Raw genomic sequence first — 15331 nt, forward strand, 5'->3', positions numbered from 1 at the left:
GCCTCCGGCGGGAGTATTTTTGGCAACATGAAGCCGGGGGTGCGGGAGTGGCAGAACATCTCAAGAGACGGATCGGCCTTGGCCTGCTGACGGCTTATGGCGTCGGAGTCATGGTGGGGGCCGGCATCTATGTGCTGGTCGGGGCCGTGGCCGGCGAGGCCGGGATCTGGGCGCCGTTGTCCTTTCTGCTGGCCGGGGTGATCGCAGCGCCAACTGCCCTCAGCTATTCCGAACTCAGCACCCGTATCCCTGAGGCCGCCGGTGAGGCGGCTTTTGTGCATCAAGGGTTCAATAGCCAGGCGCTCGCGGTTCTGGTGGGGCTCGGGATTGTCGCGACCGGCATGATCTCGGCGGCGGCCGTGCTACGCGGCGGTGTGGGGTATCTGCTGGTGGTGTTTGACTGGCCTGAGCTTTGGGCCATTGTCGGGATCGGGGCTGTTCTGACCGGTGTTGCGGTCTTTGGAGTCATGGAAAGCCTTGCATTGGCGGCCGTCTTTACCGTGATTGAGCTTTTAGGGCTTGGGCTTGTGGTCTGGGCCGGGTTCGAGGCCCCCGCCGTTGCGGATTGGAGTACGCCGCCCGGCGTGATCTGGGCCGGTGTCGGGGCCGGGGCGGTTCTGGCTTTCTTTGCCTTCATCGGGTTCGAGGACATCGTGAACATGGCCGAGGAGGTGTCCAACCCCGAGCGCACCATGCCGTGCGCGATCCTGATCGGGCTGGCGCTGACAACCGTGATCTATGCACTTGTGACCGTGGCGACCGTGCGGGCCGTGCCCGTGGATGCCTTGTCAGGAAGCGAAAGACCGCTGGCGCTGGTCTGGCAGGCCGGGCGCGGCGGTGAGGGGCAATTTCTTGCCGCGATTGCCGTTTTCGCGGCGCTGAATGGTGTGTTGGCCCAGATCGTGATGGCGAGCCGGGTCCTGTTTGGCCTTGGTAAACGCAGCGCGGCGCTGCGTGTTTTCTATCATGCGCATCCGACACGCGGCACGCCGGTGCTGGCGACGCTCCTTATCGGGGGGGCGGTCATTGGGGCGGCGCTGATACTGCCGGTGTCCACGCTGGCCGAAGTCACCTCGTCCATCCTGTTGGGTGTTTTCGTGATCGTAAATCTCGCGCTGATCGCCCTCAAACGCCGCGCGCCCGAGGCACCGTTCCGAGTGCCGATGGCGGTCCCAGTGGCGGGGTTCGTCCTTTCTGCCGGGGCATTGGCCTTTAACATTGGAGCGGCCCTATGAGTTTCGCCTTGATCCTTGCCTGTCTCTGGGTGCTTGCCGCAGCCATCGTTGCCATGTTGCCGATGCGCCGCCAATACCTGCCCGGTGTGGCCCTGTTGATCGCGGCCCCTATCCTGATTGGGGTAATCTGGGTCCAGCATGGGCCGTGGCTGGGTGGCGTGGCCCTCTTTGGCTTTGTAAGCATGTTCCGCCGACCGTTGCGCTATTTCTACCGCCGCGCACGCGGCGTCCCGGATGCAGAGGCACGCCGATGACGATTTCGATGATCCTTGCCCTGTTATGGCTTCTCGTTGCAAACCTGCGCGCAATGTTTCCGTCGCGGGACAATTTGTGGAAGTTTGCCTATGTCATGATCGCGATCGGCATTCCGATCCTGATCGGCGTTGCGATTCAGAATGGGATCTGGATGGCATTGCTGATCCTTGTCATGGCAGGATGGGTGATGCGCTGGCCGGTGATCTATCTGGTGCGCTGGGTCAGGAAACGGGTGGGATGATGCTGGATGTGGCACTTGGGTTGAACGCGGTGATCTGGTTCGCCGCATTGCTGTTTCCGGCTTTCGGTTTTGCCAAGGGGTATTACGATCAACGTCCGGTCCTGCTGCGGGCGCAGCTGATCCTCTTGTGCCTTCTTGCCCTGTTGATCGCCGTTTCCGAAGGGTTGCAGTTCACCGCCTTGCCGGAGGAAGCCGCCGAAGTGGCGGAGGTGACATCGTATCGCCCTTGGGTCATCGGTTGTCTGGCGATTTCTTCGGCATTGGGATGGGGGTTGTTCCTTGTCGGGCGCAAATTGGCGGCGCGCAAGGGATAGGCGACGCGCAGGCGCAGAGCTTGCGTGTCGGGCAGGGCTTCGGTATCCGTGCCGGGCCTTTGGGCGAGATGCACAGGAAAAGCGCCGGGGACGCGAGACTTACATGACCGATATGCCGACACCACGCGGAACGCTGACTCAGGACATGGCGCTGGCAGAACTGACCTGGCTGCGTGTGGGCGGCCCCGCCGACTGGCTGTTCCAGCCCGCTGATGCTCAAGACCTTGCCGACTTCCTGCGCGAATTGCCCAAGGATGTGGCCGTATTCCCGATGGGGGTGGGGTCGAACCTGATCGTGCGCGACGGGGGCTTGCGCGCCGTGGTGGTGCGCATGGGGCGTGGTTTCAACGACATCCAGATCGAAGGCAACCGCGTGCGTGCAGGTGTCGCCGCACTGGACGCACATGTGGCACGCCGGGCAGGGGTGGCCGGGGTGGACCTCACCTTCCTGCGCACCATTCCGGGGGCCGTCGGGGGGGCAGTCCGTATGAACGCAGGATGCTATGGCACCTATGTCGCGGACGTGTTTGTTGAGGCGACGGCGATCACACGCGAAGGCGACGTCGTGAACCTGAGCGCGAGAGATCTGAACTTCCGGTATCGCCAGACCGATCTGCCCGAAGGCTGGGTGATCACCGAAGCCGTGTTCGAAGGGCCCTCCGGGGATCCGGACACCCTTGCCGAGCGGATGGAGGCGCAACTGGCCAAGCGCAACGCGACGCAACCGACCAAGGACCGCTCCGCCGGGAGCACCTTTCGCAATCCGGCGGGGTTTTCTTCGACAGGGAAGGCGGATGACGTGCACGACCTCAAGGCATGGAAACTGATCGACGATGCAGGCATGCGCGGCGCGCGCGTTGGTGGGGCGCAGATGAGCGAGATGCATGCCAATTTCATGATCAATACTGGTGGCGCATCGGCTGCGGATCTGGAAAATCTGGGGGAAGATGTAAGAAAAAGGGTTTTCCAAAACAGCGGAATACAGCTAGAGTGGGAAATCATGCGCGTCGGTGAACCGACGGAGTGAAAGTCTTCCGACCACAGGCAAAATCAGGTCGGATCAAGAACAATAAATCAGGGTCAAAAAGACGGAAAACCGTCAATAATTGACCCGGGACATTGAGGCACGGTGGGTATGTCGAGCAGGGCAAACCCCAAAGTGGCGGTATTGATGGGTGGCCCCTCGGCCGAACGCGAGGTGTCGCTGACGTCGGGGCGCGAATGCGCAACCGCGCTGCGGGAAGCGGGATATGACGTGGTTGAGATCGATGCTGGCATCGACCTTGTTGCACGTCTGAACGAAATCAAACCGGATGTCTGTTTCAACGCCCTGCATGGCCGCTGGGGCGAAGATGGGTGCGTTCAGGGAATTCTTGAATGGATGGGTCTGCCCTATACCCATTCCGGGGTGTTGGCGTCAGCGCTGGCGATGGACAAACAACGCTCCAAGGACGTGTACCGCGCCGCTGGTCTGCCGGTGGTGGAAAGCGTGCTCCGCAGCCGCGAAGACGTCCGCGCCGGACATGTGATGGCGCCACCCTATGTCGTCAAGCCGAACAACGAAGGATCTTCGGTCGGCATCTATATCGTGCACGAGGCCGCCAACGGGCCGCCGCAATTGTCCGATGACATGCCCGCCGAGGTGATGGTCGAAACTTATGCACCCGGGCGCGAGATGACCACGACCGTGATGGGCGACAGGGCGTTGTCAGTGACGGACATCATCACCGACGGCTGGTATGACTACGACGCCAAGTACAAGGAAGGTGGGTCGCGTCACGTGGTCCCCGCGGACATCCCCCAGGAAATCTACGAGGCGTGCATGGACTATGCCTTGCGCGCGCATCAGGCGCTTGGGTGCCGTGGCGTTAGCCGCACCGATTTCCGCTGGGATGAGGTGCGCGGACTGGATGGGCTGGTGCTCTTGGAAACAAATACCCAGCCCGGCATGACACCGACGTCGCTTGCACCCGAACAGGCTGCCCACCTTGGCATGAGTTTTGCGCAGTTCTGTGCCTGGATGGTGGAGGACGCATCATGCAATCGGTAGGGCAACGCTGTGATCCGGCCCCGTCCCGTTGGGCCTACCGTCTGCAACGTCTGTTGCTGACACCTTTGTTCCGGTTTGCCCTGCGCGTGGTGGTGCCGTTTCTGTTGGTGGCCGGTCTGACTCTGTTGTGGTTTTCGGATCAGGATCGGCGCGATCAACTGGCCATGGCCTATAACGACCTGCGCACCGAAATCGCGACACGTCCAGAGTTCATGGTCAATGCGATGGCGATTGACGGTGCATCCAGAGGGATCGCCGAAGACATCCGTGAAATCATGCCGATCGACTTTCCGACAAGCTCGTTTGATCTTGAATTGGGAGAGATTCAGGAACGCGTGTCCGAGTTGCCCGCCGTGGCAAAGGCTTCTGTCCGGGTGCGTCCGGGCGGCATTCTCCAGATCGCGGTTGTGGAGCGTGATCCGGTGATCCTGTGGCGTACCTATGACGGTTTGGCCCTTGTGGATCGCGAAGGCTATGTTACCGGCCCGGCCCGCGCCCGAACCCTGCACCCTGATCTGCCTTTGATGGCGGGCGAAGGGGCGGATCGCCATGTGGCCGAGGCGGTTCAGCTTTATGCCGCTGCCGGACCGCTGGCGGCTCGGGTGCGGGGCCTTGTGCGTGTGGGTGAACGCCGCTGGGACGTGGTTCTGGATCGCGGGCAACGCATCCTTCTGCCGGAAATCGGAGCGGTTCAGGCGCTTGAGCGGGTGATCGCGCTCAGCGAGGCGCAGGATTTGCTCGAACGTAATCTCTTGGTCGTCGACATGCGCTTGGCCGCACGCCCGACCATCCGCCTTGCCGAGGCCGCCGTGGAAGAATGGTGGCGTATCAGCCAGTTGTCATTTGGGAAAAGCAACAATGATTGAGCTTTATGAATCTCAGCGTGCCATGCGCAACATGCGCAAAGCCGCCATGCAGCGCGGTGTCGTCGCGGTTCTGGACGTGGGCAGCTCCAAGATTGCCTGCCTTGTCCTGCGCTTTGACGGCACCGACAGGTTGGCCGAAATGGACGGTGTCGGCTCAATGGCGGGGCAAAGCGGGTTCCGGGTGATCGGCGCCGCGACAACCCGGTCGCGCGGCGTGCGCTTTGGTGAGATCAACGCAATGCAGGAAACTGAGCGCGCCATCCGCACCGCCATTCAGGCGGCTCAGAAGATGGCCAAGATCCGGGTTGACCACGTGATTGCCTGTTTCGCGGGGGCCGATCCGCGGTCTTACGGGCTGGATGGCAGCATCGAACTCGAAGGCCATGTCGTGACGGAACAGGACGTTGCGCGCGTCTTGTCAGCTTGTGATGTGCCCGATTTCGGTCCGCATCGCGAAGTGTTGCACGCCCAGCCGGTCAATTTTGCCCTGGATCACCGTTCCGGGCTTGCCGATCCGCGCGGCCAGATGGGCCAGACCCTGACGACTGACATGCACATGCTGACGGTTGACGAAGCGGCGGTGCAGAACCTCGCGCATTGTGTCAAGCGCTGCGATCTCGAACTGGCCGGGATTGCGTCCTCCTCCTACGTATCGGGCATGGCGGCGCTAGTCGAAGACGAACAGGAACTGGGCGCGGCGTGCATTGACATGGGCGGTGGAGCGACGGGCCTGTCGATCTTCATGAAGAAGCACATGATCTATGCGGACACGGTACGTATGGGCGGGGACCACGTGACCGGGGACATCTCGATGGGGTTGCAGGTGCCCATGGCGACCGCAGAACGGATCAAGACGTTCTATGGCGGTGTCGTGGCAACAGGCATGGATGACCGGGAAATGATCGAGCTTGAAGGGGACACGGGCGATTGGGAACATGATCGGCGCACGGTAAGCCGCGCCGAACTGATCGGGATCATGCGACCGCGCGTTGAGGAAATTCTCGAAGAGGTCCGCGCCCGTCTGGATGCTGCGGGGTTTGACCATTTGCCGAGCCAGCAGATTGTTTTGACCGGTGGCGGCAGCCAGATTCCGGGACTTGATGGGTTGGCGTCCAAGATTCTGGGCCAGCAGGTGCGCCTTGGCCGCCCGATGCGGGTGCACGGTCTGCCGCAGGCCGCAACCGGTCCGGGCTTTGCCAGCGCAGTGGGGATGTGCCTCTTTGCGACCCATCCACAGGATGAATGGTGGGATTTCGATCTGCCGGTGGAACGCTATCCAGTCCGTTCGCTACGCCGGGCCGTACGATGGTTCCGCGACAACTGGTAAGCGATTTGAGGGGTGACGCGCCCGGCGAGGCGCGCTAATCTGTTCTCAACACGTTCGAAAAGGGCGGACAGGAGAGCCGGGCAGAAGGCACCTGACACAGCATTAAAAAGCAACGACGCGCCTCTGGTGGAGAGCGCCCCAGTTTTTCTATGTTGTGTTATGCTCGGAGGTTTCCGCAAAATCTGTCAAAACTGGCAAGATGCCGCCGTTATCATTGCTTTTTCACCCATATTTTGTGGCGAAAATGCCTTTTGGGGATGACGATTCCTGAAAGCAGAGTTAATAATGGACGTTGAGTAGGCAGAATAACCCCCGCTGAAGCGGGTAAAACAACAGGCGGACAGTTCTATGACATTGAATCTGACGATGCCCGAAGAGGCGGATCTGAAACCTCGCATCACCGTATTTGGTGTAGGCGGTGCAGGTGGCAACGCGGTCAACAACATGATTGCGAAGGAACTTGATGGCGTCGACTTTGTCGTGGCCAACACCGATGCGCAGGCTCTCCAGCAAAGCGATGCGACCAACCGCATTCAGCTTGGCGTAAAAGTCACCGAAGGTCTGGGCGCCGGTGCGCGGGCCAGCGTCGGGGCCGCGGCCGCTGAAGAAAGCATCGAACAGATTGTCGATCACTTGGCCGGCGCGCATATGTGTTTCATCACCGCGGGTATGGGCGGTGGTACCGGGACCGGCGCCGCGCCGATCATCGCGCAGGCCGCACGCGAACTGGGGGTGCTGACTGTCGGCGTCGTGACCAAACCCTTCCAGTTCGAAGGCGCCAAGCGCATGCGTCAGGCGGAAGAGGGGGTCGAAACCCTGCAAAAGATGGTCGACACGCTGATCATCATTCCGAACCAGAACCTGTTCCGCCTTGCCAACGAAAAGACCACTTTCACCGAAGCGTTCTCGATGGCCGATGACGTACTCTATCAAGGTGTGAAGGGCGTGACCGATCTGATGGTCCGTCCGGGTCTGATCAACCTCGACTTTGCCGATGTGCGCGCTGTGATGGACGAGATGGGCAAGGCGATGATGGGCACCGGCGAGGCCGAAGGCGAAGATCGCGCCATCCAGGCGGCTGAGAAAGCCATTGCCAACCCGCTGCTGGACGAAATCAGCCTGCGTGGTGCCAAGGGTGTGCTGATCAATATCACCGGTGGCCATGATCTGACGCTGTTCGAACTGGACGAAGCGGCCAACCGCATCCGCGAGGAAGTGGACGCGGATGCCAACATCATCGTTGGCTCGACCCTGGACAACAACCTCGAAGGTGGCATGCGCGTGTCCGTGGTTGCCACCGGGATCGACGCCGCCGAAGCGACATCGCCTATGCCGATCCCGCGCCGTTCGCTGAAACAGCCGCTGACCCAGCAGGTTTCGCAGGAAACCGTCGAAGAAACGGTTGAAATTGTTGCGGAAGAGACCCCGGAAGCCTACGTGGCCCAGAATGCCCAGGAACCGTCGCTGTTCTCGGAGCTGGATGCTCAGGCTGCTGCTGCCGAGGATCAGATGGAGGACATCTTCGAGGAAGAAACTGCACCGGCCTATGCCCCGGCGGCCTCCCTGGATGATGACCTGCCGCCGCCTGCATATCAGCCCGCGCCGGTACAGCCGTTCGAGCCGGAAGTGGTCGATGAGGATGAAGCGCAAGACTTTGTTGCTCCGCAGCGCCCTGCAGCCGGGACACCGACACCGCAGATGATCGAGCGCCTGAAGGCTGCCGTTGACAAGGCTCCGGCTGCTGCTCCCGCGCGCCCTGTTGCCGTGGACCGGCAGGCCCATCCAGAAGAGCGTGCCCGCTTTGGCATCAACTCGCTGATCAACCGCATGACCGGCCATGGTGGCGAAACGGCTCCGCGCGGGGCACAGACAGCCCGCCAGCAGCCCAGCATGCAGGCCGTCGAGCCCCAGCCCGAGGCGGATGAAGATCAGGAACGGATTGAAATCCCGGCCTTCCTGCGTCGTCAGGCAAACTAGAAAATACAGGATATCCTGTTGGTAAGGGTCGCCGCATGGCGGCCCTTTTTGTATTGTTTATCAAGGTTTTAAGTGCTGGTGCGCGGTGTTTTGCCGATTTGTTTCAGCCATGTTTCAGTCCGTTACAAAGATTGAATTGTGATGCACAAGTGAAACGATTACCTCAAGGATGCGGCGCAATGGGGAGCACCGCGTCATTTGGGGAAAACCGTGCAAGCAACGCTGAAATCATCTGTACGATTTACCGGAACCGGCCTTCATTCGGGCGCGGCGGTGCACCTTGTCATTCACCCGGCTTCCGCCGACTATGGCATCTGGTTCAAGCGCACTGACATTCTTCTGGGCGACACCATGATTCCGGCGCGTTGGGACGTAGTTGAGCAAACCCCGCTGTGTACACGGATCGTGAATTCCGCCGGTGTGTCGGTCGCCACCATCGAACACCTGATGGCCGCGCTTGCAGGCTGCGGCATCCACAACGCCCTGATCGAGATCGATGGCCCCGAAGTGCCAATTCTTGACGGTAGTGCTGCAGAGTTCGTGCGCGCCATTCTCAAGGCTGGTGTCGTCGCGCAGGATACGCCGGTGCGTGCCATCGAAATCCTCAAGCCGATCTCGGTCGAACGGGGCGATGCCCGTGCCGAACTGGTTCCGGCGGACGAGCTGCGCATTGATTTCCACATTGATTTCGTTGACGCGGCGATCGGCCAGCAGACCAAGGGGCTGAACATGGCCAATGGCAGCTTCGTACGTGAATTGTGCGACAGCCGCACTTTCTGCCGTCAGGCCGATGTCGAAACGATGCAGGCCAACGGCCTCGCGCTTGGCGGCGATCCGGCGGAGAACGCGGTTGTGTTCGACGGTGACAAGGTTCTGAGCCCGGGCGGACTGCGGTACGCTGACGAACCGGTGCGTCACAAGATGCTGGATGCCTTGGGCGATCTCGCACTTGCAGGTGCGCCGATCCTCGGGCGTTACCTTGGAACACGGGCCGGACACGCATTGACCAATGAACTTCTGCGAGTCCTGTTTGCCGATCCTTCCGCTTGGCGCTATGTCGAGTGCGATCACCAGATGGCCGCCCGCCTGCCGGGCGCAGGTGTCCATATGGCGGAATTTCCTGCCGTCGCCTGATCCTTGGTGTACAAATCCTTCCAAAGTCATTTTGCACCGGAATTTTCTATGCTAACAGCTTGTCAAAGGGTGGGGTTTGCCTGCCGGGGAACAAGAGGTTGAGCAGCATGACAGGCTTCGGGGCGCGCATTCGGTTTGTCGGGTCGGTTCTGGCCATCGCCACCTTGGCCGCCTGTGCCACCTCTACGGCAGAGAAAGCCCGTCGCGGCGACGTTGCCATGGAACAGTTCACCGCCGAGCAAATCTATCAGCGTGGTGAATACGAGCTTGCCCGCAACAAGGGCGAAGACGCCGCTTTCTTTTTCTCAGAGATCGAACGCCTTTATCCCTATTCGGAATGGGCCAAACGCTCGGTGATCATGCAGGCGTTTTCCTATCACCAGGACAAAATGTACCCGGAAAGCCGCGCCGCCGCGCAGCGATACATTGATTTCTATCCGGCGGACGAAGATGCGGCCTATGCGCAATACCTTCTGGCGCTGAGCTATTATGACCAGATTGACGAGGTTGGGCGCGATCAGGGGCTGACCTTCCAGGCGCTACAGGAGCTGCGCAAGGTGATCGAGGTTTATCCGGACAGCGAATATGCCCGTTCGGCAATCCTGAAATTCGACCTTGCCTTTGATCACCTCGCCAGCAAGGAGATGGAGGTCGGGCGTTACTACCTTCGCCGGGATCATTATGCGGCGGCGATCAAGCGGTTCCGCGTCGTTGTCGAGGATTTCCAGACCACGACCCACACCGCCGAAGCCCTTCACCGCCTTGTGGAAGCCTATCTCGCACTTGGTCTGACCAACGAAGCACAGACCGCCGGGGCCATTCTGGGTCACAACTTCCAGTCGACCGAATGGTACGAGGACAGCTATCGCCTGCTGGCACAGCAGGGGCTTGAAATGAAGGCTGAAGGCAGCAGCTGGTTGAACCAGGTGTATCGCCAGACCGTTCAGGGCAAGTGGCTCTGACGGGGCTGCGGGTCTGGGAGTAGGCGGCGATGCTGCGCACGCTCGATATCAGGGATATGTTGATCATCGACCGGTTGGAGCTTGGCTTCCAACCGGGTCTGAACGTGCTGACCGGGGAAACCGGGGCCGGCAAATCCATATTGCTCGACAGCCTTGGCTTCGTTCTCGGGTGGCGTGGACGCGCCGAACTGGTGCGCACGGGTGCCGAACAAGGCGAAGTGGTAGCGGTGTTCGACCTTCCCTCGGTTCATCCGGCCCATGCGATTCTGGAAGACGCGGGTTTGCCCGGCGGAGACGAACTGATCCTGCGGCGCGTCAATCGTCAGGATGGGCGCAAGACCGCCTGGGTCAACGATCGGCGCTGTTCCGGCGAGGTGTTGCGGCAGCTTTCCGAAACGTTGGTTGAACTGCATGGACAGCATGACGACCGGGGGCTTCTCAACCCGCGGGGGCACCGCGCCTTGCTGGACAGCTTCGCCGGAACCGACGCCGCGCGCGAGTCGACACGAAGGGCATGGGGGGCAATGGCCAAGGCGCGCAAGGCGCTGTCCGAAGCCGAAGCCGCTCTTACCGCTGCGCGCGCTGAAGAAGATTTCCTGCGCCACGCGGTTGGTGAGCTAGATGCGTTGGACCCGAAGCCGGGAGAGGAGGCCGAGCTCGATAGCCGCCGACGTATGATGCAGGGCGCCGAAAAGGTGCGTGAAAGTGTTGGGCGGGCGCACACGGCGCTGGGGCTTGATGGGGCCGAGGGCGCAATGGGTGATGCCTTGCGCTGGCTTGAAGGGGCTCTGGCCGAGACTGAAGGCCATCTTGAGGCGCCGTTGGCGGCGCTTGAACGCGCCATGAACGAACTCGCCGAGGCTTCGGACGGGGTCGAACGCTGCCTTGAGGCGCTCGAGTTCAATCCGCACGAGCTTGAACAGGTTGAAGAACGCCTGTTTGCGATCAGGGGGCTGGCCCGCAAACATGGGGTTGCCCCGGATGCATTGGGGGACTTTGCCGAGGATCTGCGCGAACGGCTGTCCGCGTTGGATGCGGGCGAAGGAAACATCGCGGCGTTGCAACAAGGCCTGCGCGCAGCCGAGGCGGCGTTTGAAAGCGCGGCGGACACGCTCAGCGTGGCGCGTCGGGATGCGGCGGGCAAGCTTGATGCTGCGGTCATGGCCGAGCTTGCGCCGCTCAAGATGGAACGCGCCGTATTCGAAACCCGCCTCACAGCGGGCGAGGCTGGCCCGGATGGGCGTGATCAGGTCGAATTCGTGGTGGCGACCAATCCGGGGGCACCTGCCGGTCCGTTGGCCAAGATTGCCTCGGGTGGGGAACTCAGCCGGTTCCTTCTGGCACTCAAAGTCTGTCTGACACAGGACGTGGGCGGGTTGACCCTGATCTTTGATGAAATCGACCGGGGTGTCGGCGGGGCGACTGCCGACGCGGTTGGCCGTCGTCTTGCCGCATTGGCCGGGCAGGGGCAGGTGTTGGTGGTGACGCATTCGCCGCAGGTCGCTGCCCTCGGGGCACATCACTGGCGTGTGGAAAAGCAGGTTGTCGAGAACCAGACGCTTAGCCGCGTTGTCCCGCTCGCTCCAGATGAGCGCGTGGACGAGATCGCGCGCATGTTGTCGGGGGACACCATCACCTCTGAGGCACGCGCTGCGGCAGGCGCGTTGTTAGGTTAGACCAGGGGTCCAGTCCTTGGGGTCCGGACGTCCCACAGACGCCCATGCCGTACGTAAGGCCCAGGAATTGTCGCATCGCGTTCGCGGCAGATTGTCATTGATCTCCAGCCACGGCACTTTGCTTTCGATTCCGCCATGCGCGGTTGGCGCAAATGCTTCTGGCCGGTCCAGACAGGTGGTGTAGATCACGAGATAGCCGCAATCACTGGGCTTGAGCAGCCGATATGTCATGGCAGTTCCACATTCGGGACAAAAGCCCCGCTCGCCGATCAGGGACGAGCGAAAAGTCTTGGGTGGCTTCGTCACAAACCTGATCGCGCCATCACGAAACGCCGTCCAGACTGCTACCGGCGCACCTGTAAACCTTTGGCAGAAAGTGCAATGGCAATAGCCCGAACCCAATGCCTCTTCGTGGGTTTCAAGCCGCACGTTTCCACAGAAACACCCTCCAGTGATAAGCGGTTTCCTTTCCATCGCATCGCCGAAATTGAACATGCCGCCACCGGTCATGGAAGCGCCCTCTTGCTCTGCGCCAAAGCTATATACATGTACCGGACGTGGGATGTTCTTCAGCGTTTGAAAGCCTTGGTCCCGGAAATCCAAGTTTAGCTTCTCGGACACTTGGTCGTGGATCGCCGCCGACAGCAGAACGCCCCCGGGCGGCGCAAGCTGTTCGAGTCGGGCCGCAACATTGACACCATCGCCGAGCACATCGTACCCCTGAACAACGATGTCTCCCAGATTCAAGCCGATGCGCATGTCCATGCGCAGATCGACCGCCAGACGGTTGTTCTGTTCGCGCAGACGGGTCTGGATTTCTTCGGCGGCACGCACGCATTCCACGGCACTTGGAAATTCGGCAAGGATCCCGTCTCCCATCGCCTTGAAAATGCGCCCTCCATGTCCAGCGACGACCAGGTTCAGCAACTCGTCGCGCAGGACCGCGATCCGGGCGATCGTGCCTTCCTCGTCGCGTGAAACCTTGCGCGAGAACCCCACCACATCGGCGGCAAGAATGGCGGCTAATCGACGCTCCATTCGCTTACCTTTCGACTGCTTTGGTCAAAAGTCTAGCCAATTGAGTGCTCCGGGTTGAGAACAGCTCAAGAATGCATTTCTGTCCGCTGCAGCCTTTGCCAATCGGCGCAAATCCCTCTACATCTGGAAGAAACACCCAATCAGTCGGGGCGGCATGGCAAAGTCGGTCGGATCTTTCATGTCAGAAAGCGCGCAACAGGCGGTCAGCACCTGCAAGGGGGGCTGGCGCATCCTCGTGGAAAAAGGCCCAAGCCAGTTCCAGTTTTGGCTGATTGCGTTGATTATTGGGATCGCGGCGGGCTTTGCCGCGCTAGGATTCCGAAAAGGGATCGCTTGGCTGCAATCGACGCTCTATGGCACCGATGACCTGACCCACCTGCACAGTTTCGCCAACACCCTGCCGTGGTACATGTTGTTGCTGATCCCGACCGTGGGCGGATTGGTTGTTGGCCTGATCCTGCATCGCTTTACACCGGATGGCCGGGTGCGCTCGGTCGCGGATGTGATTGAAGGCGCCGCGCTGCACGAAGGCCGGGTCGAGGGACGTGAGGGGGTGGCCTCGGCGCTTGCTTCGCTCATCACACTCAGTTCGGGGGGATCGACCGGGCGCGAAGGTCCGGTCGTGCACATGGCTGGGGTGATCGCCAGTTGGGTCAGCAATCGCATTCAGGCCGATGGCATCACCGGGCGTGATCTTCTGGGCTGTGCCGTCGCCGCCGCCGTATCGGCGTCGTTCAATGCCCCGATTGCCGGGGCCCTGTTCGCGCTCGAAGTCGTCCTGCGCCACTTCGCCGTGCATGCCTTTGCCCCCATCGTGATTGCCAGCGTCGCCGGGACGGTGATCAACCGTCTGGAATTCGGAGACGTGACAGAATTCCACCTGCCGATGACCTCGGCGCTACAGTTTTATCAGGAACTGCCGGCCTTTCTTCTGCTGGGTGGTGTATGTGGATTCGTTGCCGTCGCACTGATGTGGACAATTTTCTGGGCCGAAGACATGGCCAATCATGTACAGGCCGGTTTGAAAATGCCCCGCTGGCTGCGCCCGGCCGTGTCAGGTGCGCTCTTGGGAGCGCTGGCGATCTGGTTCCCGCATATTATCGGTGTGGGGTATGAAACCACGTCCGCGGCACTCACCGGGCAGCTTGTTTTACACGAAGCGATCGTCTTTGCCGTTCTGAAGGTTATCGCCGTGTCGATCACCATGGCCGGGCGCATGGGCGGGGGCGTGTTTTCGCCCTCACTGATGCTCGGTGCGCTGACCGGTCTTGCCTTCGGGATGATCGCCACAGCCGTCTTCCCAGACGTGTCGGGCACTATCACGCTCTATGCTCTGGCGGGTACCGGCGCCGTCGCCGCAGCCGTGCTTGGCGCACCGATTTCGACAACCCTTATCGTATTTGAGCTGACCGGCGACTGGCAGACCGGGCTGGCAGTGATGGTCAGCGTGTCGATCTCAACGGCGCTTGGATCGCGACTCGTGGATCGCTCGTTCTTTCTTACGCAGCTTGAACGCCGCAATGTGCACGTAGCGGCAGGCCCGCAGGCCTACCTTTTGGGTATGTTCCGCGTTGCCAAGGTCATGCGGCCCAAGGATCACCCGCGCGCCGCGCCCGAAGACCGCCTGTGGGAGATGATCGCCGAGGGCACCTATATTGATGGCAATGCCACACTGGAAAGCGCGATGCCGATCTTCGAGACCACCGGAACACCATTCCTTCCGGTCGTTACCCTCACGGGTGAGGATGCTCCCCCCGAGCTTTGGGGGGCACTGTTTCATGTGGATGCCCTGCGTGCCTACAATCGCGCTCTGGCGGCGACAGCAGCAGAAGAGCACAGCTGAAGGAGAAGGCTCAGATGCGCTCGACCGTGACCAGATCGGTTTTGTAGAATGCGATGTGATCCTTGATCCGCGCCACGGCTTCAATCGGTGTCTCATAACTCCAGGCCGCGTTTTCGATGGTCTGGCTCTTTGTAACGATAGAGAAATAGGATGCATCACCCTTGTGCGGGCAATGGGTGTGGTGCGTGCTGGTATCAAGGAATGCCATCGCGATGTCCTCGCGCGGGAAATAGATGACAGGTTCCAATTCGCCTTCGCTCAGTTCCAGTGCATTGTTGCTTTCGCCCAGAACCGCGCCACCCGCGCGAACGCTCCATTTCCCATCGGCCTTGCGAATGGTGATCTGCTTATTCATCCGTCATATCCTTCGTTTTGCCGCCCTTATATCAGCACGGCATGTGACAGGGGCATGT

At 60.9% G+C, this 15331-nt stretch carries 15 protein-coding genes; 13 read left to right on the forward strand and 2 right to left on the reverse strand.

What is annotated here, in order from left to right; translation table 11 throughout:
• Nucleotides 1–47: 47 nt before the first annotated feature.
• From ACS3QZ_RS01490 to recN, 12 genes are all read left to right on the forward strand, one after another.
• Nucleotides 48–1235, forward strand: coding sequence for an APC family permease (locus tag ACS3QZ_RS01490; RefSeq protein WP_456036246.1), 1188 nt, complete (start codon nt 48–50; stop codon nt 1233–1235).
• Nucleotides 1232–1489 carry a DUF2484 family protein gene (locus ACS3QZ_RS01495; RefSeq protein ID WP_456036247.1) on the forward strand — a complete coding sequence of 86 codons (258 nt, stop codon included), beginning with the start codon at nt 1232–1234 and terminating at the stop codon, nt 1487–1489. The genes ACS3QZ_RS01490 and ACS3QZ_RS01495 overlap by 4 nt, the downstream gene beginning before the upstream one ends.
• Nucleotides 1486–1731, forward strand: coding sequence for a DUF2484 family protein (locus ACS3QZ_RS01500; RefSeq protein ID WP_456036248.1), 246 nt, complete (start codon nt 1486–1488; stop codon nt 1729–1731). Before ACS3QZ_RS01495 ends, ACS3QZ_RS01500 begins: the two co-directional genes overlap by 4 nt.
• Nucleotides 1728–2045 carry a hypothetical protein gene (locus ACS3QZ_RS01505; protein ID WP_456036249.1) on the forward strand — a complete coding sequence of 106 codons (318 nt, stop codon included), beginning with the start codon at nt 1728–1730 and terminating at the stop codon, nt 2043–2045. The genes ACS3QZ_RS01500 and ACS3QZ_RS01505 overlap by 4 nt, the downstream gene beginning before the upstream one ends.
• Before the next feature lie 103 nt (nt 2046–2148).
• Entirely contained in the window at nt 2149–3072 is a 924-nt protein-coding gene (gene murB / locus ACS3QZ_RS01510) for a UDP-N-acetylmuramate dehydrogenase (RefSeq protein WP_456036250.1), read from the forward strand.
• Between the two features lie 108 nt (nt 3073–3180).
• Complete coding sequence (locus tag ACS3QZ_RS01515; RefSeq protein ID WP_456036251.1) at nt 3181–4095, forward strand: D-alanine--D-alanine ligase; 915 nt, start codon at nt 3181–3183, stop codon at nt 4093–4095.
• On the forward strand, nt 4083–4961 hold the full coding sequence (locus tag ACS3QZ_RS01520) for a cell division protein FtsQ/DivIB (RefSeq protein ID WP_456036252.1): 879 nt from the start codon (nt 4083–4085) through the stop codon (nt 4959–4961). The genes ACS3QZ_RS01515 and ACS3QZ_RS01520 overlap by 13 nt, the downstream gene beginning before the upstream one ends.
• The gene (ftsA, locus tag ACS3QZ_RS01525) at nt 4954–6288 is read left to right on the forward strand and encodes a cell division protein FtsA (RefSeq protein WP_093093090.1); all 1335 of its coding nucleotides are present in this window, start codon (nt 4954–4956) and stop codon (nt 6286–6288) included. The genes ACS3QZ_RS01520 and ftsA overlap by 8 nt, the downstream gene beginning before the upstream one ends.
• A gap of 348 nt (nt 6289–6636) precedes the next feature.
• Nucleotides 6637–8265, forward strand: a complete 1629-nt coding sequence (ftsZ, locus tag ACS3QZ_RS01530; RefSeq protein ID WP_456036253.1) for a cell division protein FtsZ — start codon at nt 6637–6639, stop codon at nt 8263–8265.
• A 210-nt stretch (nt 8266–8475) separates the two neighbouring features.
• The gene (lpxC, locus tag ACS3QZ_RS01535) at nt 8476–9399 is read left to right on the forward strand and encodes a UDP-3-O-acyl-N-acetylglucosamine deacetylase (RefSeq protein WP_093093086.1); all 924 of its coding nucleotides are present in this window, start codon (nt 8476–8478) and stop codon (nt 9397–9399) included.
• 107 nt (nt 9400–9506) lie between these two features.
• A complete protein-coding gene (locus ACS3QZ_RS01540; RefSeq protein WP_093093084.1) occupies nt 9507–10361 on the forward strand; it encodes an outer membrane protein assembly factor BamD in 855 nt (284 codons plus the stop codon).
• 29 nt (nt 10362–10390) lie between these two features.
• A complete protein-coding gene (recN, locus tag ACS3QZ_RS01545) occupies nt 10391–12037 on the forward strand; it encodes a DNA repair protein RecN (protein WP_456036254.1) in 1647 nt (548 codons plus the stop codon).
• Here the strand turns inward: recN and ACS3QZ_RS01550 are convergent.
• Entirely contained in the window at nt 12029–13075 is a 1047-nt protein-coding gene (locus tag ACS3QZ_RS01550) for a GFA family protein (RefSeq protein WP_456036255.1), read from the reverse strand. The genes recN and ACS3QZ_RS01550 overlap by 9 nt on opposite strands.
• 178 nt (nt 13076–13253) lie before the next feature.
• On the opposite strand from ACS3QZ_RS01550, the gene ACS3QZ_RS01555 reads away from it, so the two are divergent.
• Nucleotides 13254–14918 (forward strand): chloride channel protein, encoded by a 1665-nt coding sequence (locus tag ACS3QZ_RS01555; protein WP_456036256.1) that lies wholly within the window; start codon nt 13254–13256, stop codon nt 14916–14918.
• Nucleotides 14919–14928: 10 nt separating this feature from the next.
• Here ACS3QZ_RS01555 and ACS3QZ_RS01560 read toward each other — a convergent pair whose 3' ends face one another.
• Nucleotides 14929–15273: a DUF427 domain-containing protein gene (locus tag ACS3QZ_RS01560; protein WP_456036257.1), complete on the reverse strand. Its 345-nt coding sequence runs from the start codon at nt 15271–15273 to the stop codon at nt 14929–14931.
• Between the last annotated feature and the right edge of the window lie 58 nt (nt 15274–15331).

The organism is Shimia sp. W99 (assembly GCF_053851455.3).